Consider the following 14091-nt stretch of genomic DNA (forward strand, 5'->3'; position numbering starts at 1 on the left):
TTAATATGAAACTTTATTGTTAACGTTTTGCTTGTTCAGTTTTCAAGGTTCATTTCGCCGCCGCTTTAAGCAGCAACTTTTATATCTTAACACTCACCGAAATTCGTGTCAACAACTTTTTTAAAATTAAATTTGGAGCGGGTGATGAGAATCGAACTCACGACATCAGCTTGGAAGGCTGAGGTTTTACCATTAAACTACACCCGCGTTTTTGAAATTTATTTGGCGCGCCCGACAGGAGTCGAACCCATAACCTTCTGATCCGTAGTCAGACGCTCTATCCAATTGAGCTACGGGCGCATATGCTATATAATTAATTATTTTGGTGCGGCCGAGAGGACTTGAACCTCCACGGGGTTGCCCCCACTAGGCCCTCAACCTAGCGCGTCTGCCATTCCGCCACGACCGCATTAACCATGACTTTTCCATTATACAATTTTAAGTATAATTATCAAGATTAAAGTGGTGAGCCATGAAGGACTCGAACCTTCGACCCTCTGATTAAAAGTCAGATGCTCTACCGACTGAGCTAATGGCTCTAAATGGCTGGGGTACTAGGATTCGAACCTAGGCATGACGGAATCAAAATCCGTTGCCTTACCGCTTGGCTATACCCCAAAAAAATGGCGGTCCCGACCGGGATCGAACCGGCGATCTCCTGCGTGACAGGCAGGCATGTTAACCGCTACACCACGGGACCTTGTTATTATATTGTTTATACATTTAGAAAATGGTGACCCGTACGGGATTCGAACCCGTGTTACCGCCGTGAAAGGGCGGTGTCTTAACCACTTGACCAACGGGCCATGGCTCCGAAGGTAGGACTCGAACCTACGACCAACCGGTTAACAGCCGGTTGCTCTACCACTGAGCTACTTCGGAATAATGTTTTCTCGTCAACATCATCTTGTCGACTTTTATTATTATAGAGACCATTTTAATAATCGTCAACACTTTTTATTAAGTTTTTTTCATAAACTGTGAAAACCATTGATATATATAGATTTCCACAGCTTATTTAAATATTAATTACCTATATAATGCTCAAATTCCATATCGTTAATCTTTTCTTTTATAAACTCAGGATAGATATGAAGAGAATTTAATTCGTCGATTTTTATCCATTGATAAACAAAGTCTTCATTATCATAAGCATTAAATGCTTTCGGGAATAGTTGTAAATTTTGCGAATCGATTTCATAATAAAATCCAAATTCATGGTAGTGGTCTTCCTTAATGTTGAAGAAATTTTCACTTACCCATAATAAACGTTTACATTGCAATTGAATATTTAGCTCTTCTTTCAACTCTCTCACTATTGCGTCAGCACTATTTTCATGTAGCTTTATACGTCCTCCTGGGAGTGCCCAGTAATCATCTTGAATATTTTTGTGTAACAATAAATAGCCCTCTTTAATAATAACAGCTGCTACACGGCAATTTAGCACACCTTGTTCAAGCCTTATTGTCAAATCCAATCCTATTCACTCCTTAAGTATGTGATTTCTCCACCACATTTACTACAACGATATTTTCGTACATCCATTTTTCGTTTTCGTATATACAGTTGACTGCAACGAACACATTGATACGTATGAAGTACTTTTTTTCTATTCGAAATTTGAGTTTCTTCTATTGTAGAGCAAAATCGGGGAGCCCCAACTTTCTTTAGCAACTCTCTAAAATCTCTATCCCGATGCTTATAACCCATCCCACGTATATGTAAGTGATAATGGCAGAGCTCGTGCAAAATAATACCTTTTAATTCATCAATGCCAAAATGGTCATATAATTTTTTATTAATTTCAATATCATGTGTATTTAATAAGTATCGACCACCCGTTGTTTTCAAACGCGAATTAAAATACGCCCTATGTAGAAAAGGCAATTGAAAATAGTGTTGAGACAATTCTTCTACTAATTGCTGTAGTTGATTATCTGTCATAGTATCACCACCCAAAAAAAGTGTACAGCGATGTACTGTACACTAATAGTTTATACGTTTTGCACTTCTGGTGGTAGCATCGTTAATGAAATACGCCCTTTATTTGCGTCTACACCCTCAACCCATACAGTAACGATATCCCCTAATGAGACAACCTCGAGTGGATGCTTTATGCGTCTTTTTTGCAATTTCGAAATATGAACTAGACCGTCCTGTTTTACACCGATGTCAACAAATGCGCCGAAATCAACAACATTTCGAACAGTTCCTTGTAACTCCATACCTACTTTTAAATCTTCCATCTTTAAGACATCAGTTTTTAATAAAGGTTGAGGGAATGCATCACGTGGATCACGAGATGGCTTCATTAATGTATCAACAATATCTTTTATTGTTACTTCCCCTACACCTAACTTTTCGCTTAGCTCACTAATCTGCAAACCTGCAAGCGCCTCTTCTGCCTTTTTAGTACCAACATCTTTTTTAGATAAATGAACAATCGATAAAATTCCCTCTGCTAATTTATAGCTTTCCGGATGAATTCCTGTTGCATCAAGCGGATTTTTTGCATCTGGAATTCGTAAAAAGCCAATTGCTTGCTCATATGTTTTAGCACCTAGACGTGGTATTTTTTTCAGCTGCGTACGAGATGTGAACTTTCCGGCTTCACTACGAACATTCACGATATTCTCCGCAACTGTTTTGGATAAACCAGATACATATTGTAAAAGAGAAGAGGATGCAGTATTCACATCTACACCGACTTGGTTAACTGCTGTTTCGACTATGAACGTTAAGGACTCCGCAAGCTCTTTTTGTGATACATCATGCTGGTACTGACCGACACCAACTGCTTTTGGATCTATTTTTACAAGTTCGGATAACGGATCTTGTAAACGACGAGCAATCGATACTGCACTGCGCTGCTCTACTTGTAAGTCTGGAAATTCTGCTCGAGCAACATCCGATGCGGAATATACCGATGCGCCCGCCTCATTTACTATGACATACGCAGTATCAGTGGTTACCTCTTTTAGTACATCTACAATAAATTGCTCTGTTTCACGAGAGGCTGTACCGTTACCGATTGCAACAATACTAATCGGATACTTATCAAGCAGGGCTTTTACAACCGCTTTTGATTTTGCTACTTCTGGTTTCGGTGGATGAGGGTAAATTGCCGTTACCTCAAGCATTTTCCCAGTCTCATCTACAATAGCAAGCTTACAACCTGTTCGATAAGCAGGGTCGACTCCTAAAACTACTTTGCCGCGCATTGGTGGCTGTAATAATAAATTTCGTAGGTTTTCTGAGAAAATATGAATCGCCTGCGCTTCAGCTTTTTCCGTTAATTCTCCCCGAAGCTCTCGCTCAATCGACGGCTGGATTAATCGCTTATAGCTATCGGCAATAGCCACTGATACTTCTGTAATCGCATCGGATGTGTAATTTTTAGGAATCCATTTATTTTCCATAATTTGAACAACCTGTTCTACCGGTACATGAATTGATACACGTAAAATATCCTCTTTTTCGCCTCGGTTTATTGCCAGTATACGATGAGGTACGATACGATGAATCGGCTCTTCATATTCGTAATACATTTCGAATACTTGCTTTTCGTCCTTCTCCCCGTTTTTTAACGCTGTTTCAATTTTCCCTTCACGCCATGACAACTGTCGTAACCTATCACGAATCGCTGCATCATCAGCAAAGCGCTCAGCTAAAATATCACGGGCACCTCCTAAAGCATCCTCGGCAGTCTCAACTCCTTTTTCCTTATCAATAAACCTAGTGGCAACTTGTTGCAAATCCCCTTTAGGAAAACTCATGAGCACGTCTGCTAATGGCTCTAGTCCACGTTCTTTTGCAATCGTTGCCTTCGTACGTCGTTTTTGCTTGTACGGACGATACAGATCCTCGACTCGTTGTAAAACCGTTGCTGCTCGAATCGCTTCTGTTAATTCTTCCGTTAGCTTCCCTTGCTCGTCAATTAAACGAAGCACCTCTTCCTTACGACCTTCAAGTTGTTGTATGTAATGGTAGCGGTCTTCAATTGCTTTAATTTGCACTTCATCAAGAGATCCTGTTGCCTCTTTTCGATAGCGCGCAATAAACGGTACTGTATTGCCGTCTTCTAACAGTCCTATTACTGCTTCGGCTTGATGTGGCTTCACCTTTGTATCCGTTGCAATAATTTGAAGCATTTTCTTTTGTTCCATCATTCCACTACCCTTCTTTGTATTACATTTATTTTACCATTTGTCCATAATAACATACTAAATTCTTACACAAAAAATAAGCCTACCAAATTATATAGTAGACTAATAGAAAATAAGTTATAAGGAGACACGACCACTAGAAATAATCGCCTCTTGCAGTTTCTTAATCGCTTTTCGTTGAATCCTCGATACATGCATCTGCGAAATCCCTAATCTATCTCCCGCTTCTTTTTGACTTAGCTGCTCTAAATAAGTAAGTTGAATAACCTGTTTTTCCCGAAGGCTTAAAATATCCATTACCTCTGAAACAATAATCCGGTGGTTTGTAAGCTCGAAGCCTTCATCTTCACTACCAATGATATCAAATAAAGTGACTGTACTTCCGTCAGAATCTGCTTCAATAGAATGATCCATTGACAGCGCTTGATAACCACGGCCCATTTCCATTGCCTCTAATACATCCTCTTCCTGCACTTCCAAATACTTCGCTATATCAGAGATAGTGGGAGAGCGTTGTAAGTCTGTTGTTAAATTTTCTACCGCCACTTTTATTTTAGGGCCTAGCTCCTTGATGCGACGTGGTACATGCACATCCCATGTTTTATCCCGAAGAAACCTTTTGATCTCACCAACAATTGTAGGCACCGCAAAAGCCTCGAAGGATTTACCGTATGATGTATCAAATCTTCTAATTGCACCTAATAAGCCTAGCATTCCTACTTGAGCAATATCATCATAATACGGTTTACCATGTGAATATTTTCTAGCAATTGACTCTACTAACTGCTTATAATGTAGGACTAAATTTGTTTGAGCCGCCTCATCTTGACACGCTTGATATTGTGTAATCCACGTTAGGACCTCTTCTTTGGACGAGTTTTTAGGTAGTGATTCTTTCGACATTTTTCTCCACCTGCTCTCTCGTGACATATTTCGTCATGAAAACAGTTACGCCGCCCTCGTTATTTAATTTCACCTCATCCATTAAAGTGTCCATTAAATAAAGACCTAACCCACCTTCACGTAACATCGCTACATTTTCATCCTCTTTATATGGACCTATTTTAGATTTTATTTCCTTAAAATCGAAGCTATTGCCATAATCCGCTACCATGATCTCGATTTTACTTTCAAACAATGCACAGCCAATAACAATTTCTCCATCCTCATGCTCATTATAGGCATGATGAACGACATTGGTTACGGCCTCTCCTGTAGCGATCTTTAAGTCTTCAATTTCATCGTATGAAAATCCTACTCGTATAGCTAAACCCGAGATTGTAAGTCGAATAACACTAACATATTGTGGTTTTGCCGGAATTCTAATTTCCACATAATCAAATGCTTTCATTACTAACTTCCACCTTTTCATTTGATTCGATGTTCATTAACTCACTTAAACCAGTAATTTCAAACAAGCGCGTTAAACGATCCGTAAGATTAACCAGCTTTAATTCAGCCCGTTCCCGTGTTACTTTTTTATAAAAGGCTACAAAAATTCCTAAACCCGTACTATCCATGTAACTAACCTTCGATAGGTCCAACTCAATAGTATGCTGTTCCGTTATTTTTATTACATCAAGCTCTTCACGTAAGATTGGCGCGGTAAATGTGTCGATTTCACCTTCCACAAATCCACGTAATACTGCATCCTCTTCTCGAAAATACACATTAATGTTCATTTCGACCACCCCCTATAAAGCTATATTTCAGTTCCCGTTTTTCTAATTCCTAAAACCCATTTCACATTTTTTTCACAATAACGACTGTAAAATCGTCATCTATGTGGAAATTTTGTATTTTTTGTAGCTCTTCATACAGCCTCTCGCACATTTTTTGCGCTGCTAAATCTTTAAAGCTCAGTAGCAATGCTTCAATTATTTCTCGGGAGTCTCTATTTTCCAAATCACGAAAATCAGTTACCCCATCTGTCAACATCACAATAAAGTCACCATCCCCTAGCTTCACTTCAAACTGGGGGTATTTCACTTCTGGCATTACACCTAGTAGCAAACCCTTTGCCTCTAAAGAATAGAATGTATTCTCTGAAGCCTTGTAAAATAAGGCCGGCTCATGGCCAGCAGAACCATATGTAAAAATATTTTTAGCAATATCAAAACGACCAAAAAACATTGATACAAACATACTATCATCGACGCTTTTTTCGATAATTTTATTTAACACTTCTAATACATAGGAAGGATTACCATTTGCATATTCTAAGGTGTCTAAACCGTATTTCACCATAGACATACACAGCGCAGCAGGCACCCCTTTCCCGACAACATCCGTCACTGCTATACTTACAAAATTTTCATCATCATTCAAAAAGTGCACATAATCTCCATTCATTTTTCTAATTGGGATTGATACCATACCTATTTCGATATGCTCACTCTTTGGTACAGATGTTTTTAATAATAAATTTTGAATTTTCGTTGCGATGTTCATTTCTATACGGTGCTCTTCCTGTTGCTCTAGTAAGCTTTGATGTTCCCGTAATGTCAGACCAAAATGAACCATAATTTCGATTAAAAAATCATAGCCATGTAAAACTTCTATAGGGGTGTCTGGATATATTTCTACCATAGAAGCTTTGTGAATACTAATTACTTCCTCTGGTGTTACCTTGTTTTTAATTAATTGTCGAATAAAATTTTGTCCTATATACAAATTACTTTCGGTCAAACTTTCAATATAATCCCCTAGAATTTGCTTATACTGCTCTTGAAGTTCCCTCATTGTTTACCACTTCCTATCACAGCCATTTTTCTACTCTGATTAGCGTACCTTCACCAACTGACGTTTGTATGTCAAGGGTATCCATTAAACGTTTTACCCCAGGCAAACCAGCACCTATGCCCCCTGAAGTTGTATAGCCGTCGTCCAACACATTTCGAACGTTGTCGATCCCCGGTCCTTTGTCACAGGCAGTAACAGCAATCCCCTTTTTCCCTTCCCTTTCGATTATTTCAATAGTAATTTCACCTGAATGCGCATATAAATAGATGTTCCGAGCAAGCTCACTAATAGCAGTCGTGATTCTTGCTTGATCAACTGTATCGAACCCTATAGCTTTTGCTTCGTTACGACCAAGTTGGCGTGCAGCAACAATATCCCATTCAGTTACTATCTCAATAGTTGTTTTCTCATCCATTACTGCGCCTCCAATCCTATTTGGAGATTCCTATAATTCTTTAAAATCTAATAGTACGAATTAATATTACGAATTAACTTTTTTTAGATTAGGAATTCCTTGTTATTGATTTTGGTTCAATATCAAAACCTGAAGTTCCAACTATAAATTTCACTTTACCATCTCCAGCTTTTGATAAATACCCATGTTTTTTGTATTTTTTTATAATTATAACAAATTAAAAGTTAGAAAAACATATTGGTTTAATAAGGATAATACAAAGAAAGTATTGAATCTAGTCCGCTAGAAACCCCTTCAAAACCCACTGATTTTTAAAGTAGCATCTTCTTATCCTTATCCGCAAGTATTATTTAGCAAAATTTTTCACTAAGAAAAAAGCATTCGCACCCTTTTAGCTGCGACAAACTACTTGCAAAAGGTTCCTAGCGTGCCTGCCACACATAGAGATAGACACCACGACCTTAAGTAGCTGCTTCTGGAGCAATAGCTTTCATCGTAAAATATAATTTGATACGAATACCTAGACACTGCTCAAACGCCAAAAATTTATTCTTTCTTATACTGAAATAAAAAAACATCGAAACAAGTTGTTTCGATGTCCTCCAGATGTTTATATGTATTAAAATTTAACTAGCCCTAGACTTACTTCAAGAGCGAAATCAACTTTCTCCATTAACAAATCATCTAGCTGTGTTATCCGGTCTGTTAACCTAGATTTATCAATCGTACGCAATTGTTCAAGCAAAATTACCGAGTCTCGCTCAAAACCATACTTTTTTGCATTAATTTCAACATGTGTTGGTAATTTTGCTTTCTGAATTTGCGCAGTGATTGCAGCGATGATTACCGTCGGACTAAATCGATTTCCAATATCATTTTGAATAATAAGGACCGGTCTAGTTCCACCTTGTTCGGATCCAACAACAGGTGAAAGATCCGCAAAGAAAACGTCCCCACGTTTTACAATCAAATTGTCATCCCCCGCTAACGAGACGCTCCACCATATGTTCCGCTTCATACTCTGCATGTAGGCATTCTCTACAAATAGTCAGATTTATGTGCGACATTTCCACATAGCCTCTAATTAAAGCCTCCCGTATAAGATTTGGTTGCTCATGCTTTGAAAATCTTTTTGTCGGCATATACGCGACTAAATTTTCACTAAAATAACTGTCTTCAAATGAACGTTTGAATTCGTTAATAATATCTTCTGGTTGCTTTACAATCGCATCTTGCAATGCAACATTATTTAGCTTTTTTGCGTACACAACAAGCACCTCCACCAAAACCGTACACTTCTCATTTCTAATTCATTCTATCATTGAATATTCGCTATGAAAAGACAAGAATAGAAAAAATCTGACAATTCTTGTGTTAAGTCTTAGTTTATTGGTGTAATGTACTTATTTTGTATATATTCTAGGAACTCTAGATGTAATAATACATGGTACTTCATAATTAATTGTGTCGCATTTTGTTGCCCATTCATCAATAGATATAGCATCATTCCCTTGCGAACCAATTAATTTTACTTTCTCACCGATATTATATGCACGTGGTAATAAAATCATACATTGATCCATACAAATTCGACCTATAATTGGTACTCGTTCTCCACGGACTAGTACGGTTTGACCACTTAGCTTGCGAATCATCCCATCAGCATAACCGATTGGTAAGGTTCCAACAAAACATTCTTCCTGAGCTGTATAAGTTGCACCGTAGCCAACTGATTGTCCAGCTTTAAGTTCCTTGACGAAAACTAATTCTGTTTCTAACGAAAAGGCTGGTGCAAGAGGAAACGGTAATTCAGTACCGACAAACGAAGATGGCTCCAATCCATACATAGAAATGCCAAATCTTACAGCATCGTATTGTAATGACGTATCTTTAATAAGTGCAGTTGCAGTATTGGCAACATGTACTAGGCGGGGCTTCTCCGGTAATGACTGCAAAAGCTCTCGGAATAGGCTCACCTGTTTTTTAAAATATGTAGTATCTTCCTCATCTGCTGTGGCGAAGTGCGTGAATAGTCCATCCACTTCAAAGTTCGACACTTTTTTTATTGTTGTATAAAGTTCGAGCAATTGCCTCTTCGATGTTACGCCAATTCTCCCCATACCTGAATCAACTTTAATATGTAGCTTTAATGGTTTGGATGCTGCTTGTACCTCCTTAGCTTGTTTAACCCAATCAGTTGAAAAAACTGCCAACGTTATATTATGCTCACTTGCATATGACACAAACGAAATTGGCGATGCTCCAAGGACTAAAATATTTACTTGCGGGAAGTGATTACGCATATGAACTGCTTCATCCGGAGTAGCTACTGCTAAAATTGTAGCCCCTGCCTGTATAGCCGCTTGTGCAATTTCAACATCTCCATGGCCATAAGCATTTGCTTTTACAACTGCGATAATTTCCACTGTTGGATGTAAATGCTTACTTAAGTTTTGAACATTCGTTTGAATTGCCTGTAAATCAATTATCGCCTTTGTTGGACGGTAGTGTTGTATATGCTCCATTAGATAAATACCCTCTTTTTTTATGTTTTAAACTATTTTTTTATTTTAGAGAAAAATTTTTAAGCCGTCCAACAAAGTCTTTTATTACTTCATACTTCCCTCTGTGACCGATGCTGCTACTTCCATCATTTCTTCTCTCGTTAATTTCGTCGATGCAATAAAATAAGAAATACCATCACGCTCCCAGCTTATTGAAGAATCCGTAATTGCACCAATTGTAAAGCCTAAATCAGCTGGATCCCCAGGTGCGAATACAGGCACAAGTGAATCACTTTTACTCGCTGGCTGTTGCATTAAGGTAAACGCCTTATCCCCTTCATACGTTAACACAACTCGTTCCATACCATCTCCTTGGATAGCTTGCTCACCTGTAAGTTTCGTGTTTTCAAATTGAACAACTGGATAATGTGTTTGGAATTCTTTATTTTCTATATCGGCTCCTGCTACATCATCTTCTTTGCTTTCAGAAAATTTTTCTACTGCATATTCTTCTTCTTTATGCGCTTTTGAGAAATCAATGTTTTTAAACGAAATAACAATTTGCTCCTCAAGTGCATCGTTCATAATAACTACAGACTTCGGTAATAGTGATTTCTTATCAATGGTAACTTTTTGTGAAGGTAAGCCCGTCTTATCTGCATTTCTAGTTGCAACATCAAATACATAATTCTTATCATTCTCAGTCATTACAGCCTTTGCATCTGCTGTAATGTCATCTGCCAATGCTCCAATTAAGTAGGCTTGGCTATTTTGTTTCGGCCATTCACTTTGGAACTTATATGTTTTCCTTAATGCAGGTGTTACAACAAACACACCATCCTTATTGCGCACAATCATTTGCGTTACATTCTCATCCTGCTGTGTAACAGTTACTCGGTAAAAATCGGGTTTCGTGTGCCAAACATTGATATCATAAGTTCTTGGCTCTCCACCTGTTTTCATTTCCATTGTAGCATTTAACTCGTAGCCTTTTGACTCGGTCCACTGTTCGCCAATTTTTTTTACAACCTTCTCCTGAGACGCGCTTCCACATGCTGCTAACACGAATGCACAAAACACGGCAATTAAAACGACTAGCCGAAATCGCAACGTTCCATCCTTTCTCCCATTTACTTTACATATATAAATCATATGGAGCGAGTCGATGAATTATGTATTAATTCGTTAAGATGACTTGGGCAGCTGCTACATGTTTTGTATGTGTAATACTAATAAACCCTTTTACAGGCTTCTGATTGAAATATAATATCGGTTTACCTAACTCATCCTTTAAAATTTCAATTTGATGGAGCTCACAGCCTACTCCAATACCCGTTCCACATGCTTTCGAATATGCTTCCTTCGCCGCAAAACGACCTGCTAAAAATTCAATCTTTCTATGTTCGGACAGCGACTCGAAAATTGCTAGCTCTCGTTCAGTTAATATTCGTTTTGCAAATTTCTCAGAGCGTTTCAATGCCTTCTCGATGCGATCGAGCTCCACTAAATCTAAACCAATTCCTACTATCATCTCAGGGCTCATCCTTTCATTCTTCCATTCAATCAATGTATAATAATATTACAAGTCGAGGTGGAAATATGTTTATACGAAACGAAAATTTTAAACAGTATATTAATGCTTATCCAGTTGTATCCTCTATTATTGCCATTAATTTAATCGTTTATATTATGACACTAATTCCTGGCATTGGGGATATTATTTTTTATGGTGGAATGAGCGTTAACGGGTTAATTGCTGAGGGTGAGTGGTGGCGTATTGTAACATCTATGTTTATCCACGCAGGCTTTATGCATGTACTATTTAATATGTTTTCGCTGTTTTTATTCGGACCTGAGTTAGAAAAAATTGCAGGAAAAGTACGTTTTATAACGATTTATTTTATTGCAGGTCTTTCAGGAGAGGCGGCAACATTTTTACTTAAAGAACCAACTTACGCAAGCGTTGGAGCTAGTGGCGCAATATTTGGTGTTTTTGGTGCTTTCGGTGCGATACTTTATCATAATCGTCGTACAACACCGCAACTTCGACAAATCCTTTTACCGATTATTGTGATAAGTGTTATAATGACTTTTTTACAATCTAACGTAAATGCAGCAAGTCACATCGGTGGTCTTGTAGGCGGGTTTATCCTAGGTTTAGTTTACTTTACACCAAAGAACATGCTACGATGGCGAAAATACTAAAAAGACACATAATGCCTAATTTTCAGGCGTTATGTGTCTTTTATCTTAATGGCTATACCATTTCATAATTTCTTCAATTTTTCGTTGCTCCATATAATACGCCTTCGCCTCTGCACCAGTCATACCAGACATTACAACAACACGGGCGGTCGCAAGCCCTTTCCGCTTTTGGAAATACGTTTGACTTTGCTGCGCAATTTGAATACGTTTTTTCTCCACTATAAATGTAACTCGATTAATGTGACGATAAATAATCGTCAATTGGTTGCCTTGTATTATAAAGCGAGCCGTACGGTGTTGCCAAATGCCAAGTAATATAACTGGTACAACGATGAGCAACGACAATAACCCATACGGATAAGCGGAATACGAAATAATTGCAATCAGTGGAATCAACCATAAAAAATCAATTCGGTAAAAGAAGGCGCGTGCTTTTTTCGGTGGCCGCACCATCTCTTTGTCCATAACATTTAACTCGTAATGTGGAAAAAGTGATTGTAACGGAACAATAGAACGCTTTTTTGAAATCAGCGGGAATAATACAATTTTCTTTTCCTTTCCAGTGCTGTATCCTCCCCCAGCATTTTCTACTACAACTGTCGATAATCCAAATAACTGTCGAAATGGATTTTCAACGATTTTTATAGCTTGCACACGATTTAACGGGATCGTAATTCGCTTTTTCTCTAGAAGACCTCTTGTAATAATGATTCGTTCCTGCTCTTCTGTCACAGTAAAATCGAAATAGTTAATAAGTGTAATGGCTACCGATACAATCCAAGAAAACAAAAACGTCATAAATACTAAAAGAGCGATAAAAACAGCACTAAATCGTACTAAATGTCCAAATTCCTCATAAACCCATTCAAAAGGGATATACTGTGCCACTTGTGAAAAAACAGCTGCTACACCCGCAATTACGACACCAATACTATTTGAAGTAGTCGCTAAAATAACGAGATCCTTTGGCGACATTTTATGAATGACACGGGCAACCGGTTGCTGTACTGCCTCCATTGCCTCTTCAGCAAGGCTAACGTCTTTTTGCTTTGCTCTATTCATTTCCTGTTCGATTCTATCTGCTTCATTTCTTGTTATAGCTGTTAATTCCGCCTCAGGCTTACCATTTTTATTCCCCGCTGTTTCTACCGTTACTTGCACAAGCCCAAACATACGATGAAAAATACCTTCTTTATAATTTAAGCTTTGAATACGGTCAAATGGAATATAACGCTTTTTCCTTACTAGGAGGCCATATTCTACTCGTAACTCACTATCTTCAAACCAATATTTAAAGGTCCACCATTTTATAATCCCTGCAAAAAAAGTGTAAATCACTACAAACAACAAAATAATAAGTGGCACCATCTCACTAAAGAAGCTTTTATCCCGAATATTTAAGTTAAAATTAAAGCCGTTTGCAATAAATAAAATGATAATTGGTAATAGAAGTTCTTTTAGTGCTTTAAAAAAGTTAATTAGTGCTGTGACAGGATGAAGTTTATATTTTTCACTAGACATCTTCTTCCGCCACCCTTGCTAATTCCGATATTTTCGTCCGAAGCATATCGGCCTCATTCGTTTCAAGCATTGGAATGGTATGGACCGTTGCTGCAGATGAAATTGAAATATTTGATAATCCATAATTCTTTAATATTGGACCTTGTTCTGTGTCTACATGCTGAACACGAACCATTGGAATTAATGTACGCTTTACAATAAAAAGACCACTCTGAATTTCAATTTCCTGATCCCTTACCTCATAACGCCAAATATTCCAGCGAACATTTGGAAAAATCCAAATTGAAGCTATTGCATCTAATACGACCACTATAGTTGCCACCGCGTAAATATAAACAGGCCAATCAAACTTATACGTTAGGAAGCTAATACCCCCTGCTAAAACAGCAATAAATAGTGTTTGGAATATTCCATATAGACGCCAAACTGTTAACCCCCTACGAGGTATTTGATACTTCGGCTGCGCTCTCATACATGCCACCTCTTCTCTTTTCTATTTATACGAACCATCTTCCTAATTGTTTCATAAAGATGGAT

At 38.0% G+C, this 14091-nt stretch carries 16 protein-coding genes and 8 tRNA genes; 1 reads left to right on the forward strand and 23 read right to left on the reverse strand.

The annotated features are described in order from the left end of the window. Window positions 1-133 precede the first annotated feature (133 nt). The 21 genes from V4T18_RS02705 to acpS form a co-directional block, all read right to left on the reverse strand. Window positions 134-207, reverse strand: a tRNA-Gly gene (locus V4T18_RS02705). Between the two features lie 16 nt (window positions 208-223). Further along, a tRNA-Arg gene (locus V4T18_RS02710) sits at window positions 224-300 on the reverse strand. A gap of 23 nt (window positions 301-323) precedes the next feature. Further along, a tRNA-Leu gene (locus V4T18_RS02715) sits at window positions 324-409 on the reverse strand. 54 nt (window positions 410-463) lie between these two features. After that, window positions 464-539, reverse strand: a tRNA-Lys gene (locus V4T18_RS02720). A gap of 4 nt (window positions 540-543) precedes the next feature. Further along, window positions 544-618: transfer RNA gene (locus tag V4T18_RS02725), tRNA-Gln, on the reverse strand. A 6-nt stretch (window positions 619-624) separates the two neighbouring features. Further along, window positions 625-700: transfer RNA gene (locus tag V4T18_RS02730), tRNA-Asp, on the reverse strand. 31 nt (window positions 701-731) lie between these two features. After that, window positions 732-806 (reverse strand) — tRNA-Glu (locus V4T18_RS02735). A gap of 1 nt (window position 807) precedes the next feature. Further along, window positions 808-882: transfer RNA gene (locus V4T18_RS02740), tRNA-Asn, on the reverse strand. A gap of 143 nt (window positions 883-1025) precedes the next feature. Continuing rightward, window positions 1026-1478: an NUDIX hydrolase gene (locus tag V4T18_RS02745; RefSeq protein WP_332646304.1), complete on the reverse strand. Its 453-nt coding sequence runs from the start codon at window positions 1476-1478 to the stop codon at window positions 1026-1028. 2 nt (window positions 1479-1480) lie between these two features. Next, entirely contained in the window at window positions 1481-1945 is a 465-nt protein-coding gene (locus tag V4T18_RS02750) for a SprT family protein (RefSeq protein ID WP_332646306.1), read from the reverse strand. 50 nt (window positions 1946-1995) lie between these two features. Beyond that, a complete protein-coding gene (locus V4T18_RS02755) occupies window positions 1996-4167 on the reverse strand; it encodes a Tex family protein (protein WP_332646689.1) in 2172 nt (723 codons plus the stop codon). 117 nt (window positions 4168-4284) lie between these two features. Next, the gene (gene sigB / locus V4T18_RS02760) at window positions 4285-5070 is read right to left on the reverse strand and encodes an RNA polymerase sigma factor SigB (protein WP_332646308.1); all 786 of its coding nucleotides are present in this window, start codon (window positions 5068-5070) and stop codon (window positions 4285-4287) included. After that, window positions 5048-5518, reverse strand: a complete 471-nt coding sequence (rsbW, locus tag V4T18_RS02765; RefSeq protein WP_332646312.1) for an anti-sigma B factor RsbW — start codon at window positions 5516-5518, stop codon at window positions 5048-5050. Before rsbW ends, sigB begins: the two co-directional genes overlap by 23 nt. After that, the gene (locus V4T18_RS02770; RefSeq protein WP_332646315.1) at window positions 5505-5849 is read right to left on the reverse strand and encodes an STAS domain-containing protein; all 345 of its coding nucleotides are present in this window, start codon (window positions 5847-5849) and stop codon (window positions 5505-5507) included. The genes rsbW and V4T18_RS02770 overlap by 14 nt, the downstream gene beginning before the upstream one ends. Window positions 5850-5910: 61 nt before the next feature. Beyond that, entirely contained in the window at window positions 5911-6909 is a 999-nt protein-coding gene (locus V4T18_RS02775; RefSeq protein WP_332646317.1) for a PP2C family protein-serine/threonine phosphatase, read from the reverse strand. Window positions 6910-6925: 16 nt separating this feature from the next. Further along, window positions 6926-7324 (reverse strand): anti-sigma regulatory factor, encoded by a 399-nt coding sequence (locus V4T18_RS02780; protein WP_332646319.1) that lies wholly within the window; start codon window positions 7322-7324, stop codon window positions 6926-6928. A gap of 619 nt (window positions 7325-7943) precedes the next feature. Further along, window positions 7944-8294, reverse strand: a complete 351-nt coding sequence (locus V4T18_RS02785; protein WP_332646321.1) for a type II toxin-antitoxin system PemK/MazF family toxin — start codon at window positions 8292-8294, stop codon at window positions 7944-7946. 4 nt (window positions 8295-8298) lie between these two features. Then, entirely contained in the window at window positions 8299-8592 is a 294-nt protein-coding gene (locus tag V4T18_RS02790) for a transcriptional regulator (RefSeq protein ID WP_332646322.1), read from the reverse strand. Between the two features lie 135 nt (window positions 8593-8727). Further along, a complete protein-coding gene (gene alr / locus V4T18_RS02795; RefSeq protein ID WP_332646323.1) occupies window positions 8728-9849 on the reverse strand; it encodes an alanine racemase in 1122 nt (373 codons plus the stop codon). A gap of 84 nt (window positions 9850-9933) precedes the next feature. Then, window positions 9934-10938: a LolA family protein gene (locus V4T18_RS02800; protein ID WP_332646326.1), complete on the reverse strand. Its 1005-nt coding sequence runs from the start codon at window positions 10936-10938 to the stop codon at window positions 9934-9936. Window positions 10939-11005: 67 nt separating this feature from the next. After that, entirely contained in the window at window positions 11006-11359 is a 354-nt protein-coding gene (acpS, locus tag V4T18_RS02805) for a holo-ACP synthase (RefSeq protein WP_332646329.1), read from the reverse strand. A gap of 68 nt (window positions 11360-11427) precedes the next feature. On the opposite strand from acpS, the gene V4T18_RS02810 reads away from it, so the two are divergent. Beyond that, window positions 11428-12033, forward strand: a complete 606-nt coding sequence (locus V4T18_RS02810; protein ID WP_332646331.1) for a rhomboid family intramembrane serine protease — start codon at window positions 11428-11430, stop codon at window positions 12031-12033. Between the two features lie 45 nt (window positions 12034-12078). Here V4T18_RS02810 and V4T18_RS02815 read toward each other — a convergent pair whose 3' ends face one another. Beyond that, a complete protein-coding gene (locus tag V4T18_RS02815; RefSeq protein WP_332646334.1) occupies window positions 12079-13554 on the reverse strand; it encodes a PH domain-containing protein in 1476 nt (491 codons plus the stop codon). Beyond that, window positions 13547-14026, reverse strand: coding sequence for a PH domain-containing protein (locus tag V4T18_RS02820; protein WP_332646335.1), 480 nt, complete (start codon window positions 14024-14026; stop codon window positions 13547-13549). The genes V4T18_RS02815 and V4T18_RS02820 overlap by 8 nt, the downstream gene beginning before the upstream one ends. Window positions 14027-14091: the final 65 nt, after the last annotated feature.

It is taken from the genome of Lysinibacillus sp. 54212 (genome assembly GCF_036662795.1).
Lineage (GTDB): Bacteria > Bacillota > Bacilli > Bacillales_A > Planococcaceae > Lysinibacillus_B.

Bases quoted from the DNA above. Each gene is read 5' to 3' on its own strand.
- V4T18_RS02810 (WP_332646331.1), top strand. From the start codon at position 11,428: ATGTTTATACGAAACGAAAATTTTAAACAGTATATTAATGCTTATCCA.
- V4T18_RS02815 (WP_332646334.1), bottom strand. From the start codon at position 13,554: ATGTCTAGTGAAAAATATAAACTTCATCCTGTCACAGCACTAATTAAC.
- V4T18_RS02820 (WP_332646335.1), bottom strand. From the start codon at position 14,026: ATGAGAGCGCAGCCGAAGTATCAAATACCTCGTAGGGGGTTAACAGTT.
- sigB (WP_332646308.1), bottom strand. From the start codon at position 5,070: ATGTCGAAAGAATCACTACCTAAAAACTCGTCCAAAGAAGAGGTCCTA.
- V4T18_RS02780 (WP_332646319.1), bottom strand. From the start codon at position 7,324: ATGGATGAGAAAACAACTATTGAGATAGTAACTGAATGGGATATTGTT.
- alr (WP_332646323.1), bottom strand. From the start codon at position 9,849: ATGGAGCATATACAACACTACCGTCCAACAAAGGCGATAATTGATTTA.
- V4T18_RS02755 (WP_332646689.1), bottom strand. From the start codon at position 4,167: ATGGAACAAAAGAAAATGCTTCAAATTATTGCAACGGATACAAAGGTG.
- V4T18_RS02750 (WP_332646306.1), bottom strand. From the start codon at position 1,945: ATGACAGATAATCAACTACAGCAATTAGTAGAAGAATTGTCTCAACAC.
- rsbW (WP_332646312.1), bottom strand. From the start codon at position 5,518: ATGAAAGCATTTGATTATGTGGAAATTAGAATTCCGGCAAAACCACAA.
- V4T18_RS02775 (WP_332646317.1), bottom strand. From the start codon at position 6,909: ATGAGGGAACTTCAAGAGCAGTATAAGCAAATTCTAGGGGATTATATT.
- V4T18_RS02770 (WP_332646315.1), bottom strand. From the start codon at position 5,849: ATGAACATTAATGTGTATTTTCGAGAAGAGGATGCAGTATTACGTGGA.
- acpS (WP_332646329.1), bottom strand. From the start codon at position 11,359: ATGATAGTAGGAATTGGTTTAGATTTAGTGGAGCTCGATCGCATCGAG.